The sequence below is a fragment of the Streptomyces anatolicus genome, assembly GCF_019400875.1.
Taxonomy (GTDB): domain Bacteria; phylum Actinomycetota; class Actinomycetes; order Streptomycetales; family Streptomycetaceae; genus Streptomyces; species Streptomyces anatolicus.
In genome coordinates this window covers 1-1,248 of the sequence record NZ_WMBF01000840.1, presented here as the reverse complement: position 1 = coordinate 1,248, position 1,248 = coordinate 1, and the positions used below count along the sequence as shown (strand labels likewise).

Here is a 1,248-nt window from a genome sequence, read left to right as displayed (position 1 = left end):
CCCCCCCAGACGAACGCGCCTCCCTCACCGCCTTCCTCCAGTACCAGCGCGAGACCCTTGCCATGAAGTGCGCCGGGCTCACCGTCGGGCAGCTCAAGGAGCGGGCCGTGCCGCCCTCCGACATGTCGCTGCTCGGGCTGGTCCGGCACCTCGCCGAGGTGGAGCGGAGCTGGTTCAGGAACGTGCTGAACGGTGAGGCCCTGAAGGCTAATTGGCGCGGGCGGCTGCCCGGTGAGCCCGCCGACTTCGATGTGGCGGACGCCGATCCCGACGAGGCCTTCGGGGTCTGGCACGCGGAGTGCGCCCGCTCCCGCGCCGTCGTCGACGCCCTTGACTCCCTGGACGCCACCGGTGAGCACGACGGAGAGACGTACTCCCTCCGTTACGTCCTCACGCACATGATCGAGGAGTACGCCCGCCACAACGGCCACGCCGACCTGCTGAGGGAGCGGATCGACGGCGTCACGGGGGAGTAGCGGGCGGCGAGCCCGGGGGTGAGGGAGCCTCGTAGGCTGGCCGGGGCCGGACCGGCGAGCAGTCGGCCGGCCGGCCCGGCATACGCCGACGAAGGGGACGAGAACAGCCATGGCCCGCTACACAGCACCGCAGACCATCGCGCGCGGCGGATTCAGCATCAAGGTGCCGGAGACGTGGTGGGAGTTCGACGTACGCCCCGAGTCCCGCGACGCCGCCATCCGCCAGATGATCAACGACCGCGTGCGGGCCCGCCCCGAGCTCGCCCCCTACCGCGAGACCTTCGAAGGCTTCCTGCGCAAGGCGTCGAAGGAGGCCTGGCAGTCCGGGGCCCTGTACTGCGGCTGCATGGCGGAGACCTTCGGCGGCGATACGCCGGTCACCGGCTCGGTCACCGTCTCCCTTGTCGGCGCCCGCACGCCGAGCGGCGACATACTCCCGACCGACCCGAACCGCATCGTCGCCCAGCTCGGCGTGCGCGAGGCCAAGCGGGAGGGCGACGCGTGGCGCAAGGTCACGACCGTCGACATCCCGGGCGTCGGCCTCGCGGCGCGCACGTACGGCGTCGAGGACATCTCCGTGCCGGGCGACGACCGCACGATGCGCGTCGTCCTGATGCAGACGTTCATTCCGGTGCCGGGCCAGGAGGGCAAGGTCGCGCTGGTCTCGGGGAGCAGCCAGATCCTCGAACTGGCGGACTCGTTCTTCGACATCTTCGACGCGGTGACGTCTACGTTCCGTTTCGCGGAGTAGGGCCCCCTGGGAGGGTGGGCC

The 1,248-nt window shown here is 71.0% G+C and carries 2 protein-coding genes; both read left to right on the top strand.

Annotation, left to right across the window (positions count from 1 at the left end; translation table 11 throughout):
- Positions 1-476: DinB family protein (locus GKQ77_RS32870; protein WP_219692799.1), on the top strand; the 476-nt coding region annotated here is incomplete at its 5' end.
- Positions 477-585: 109 nt separating this feature from the next.
- On the top strand, positions 586-1,227 hold the full coding sequence (locus GKQ77_RS32865) for a hypothetical protein (RefSeq protein ID WP_219692798.1): 642 nt from the start codon (positions 586-588) through the stop codon (positions 1,225-1,227).
- Positions 1,228-1,248: the final 21 nt, after the last annotated feature.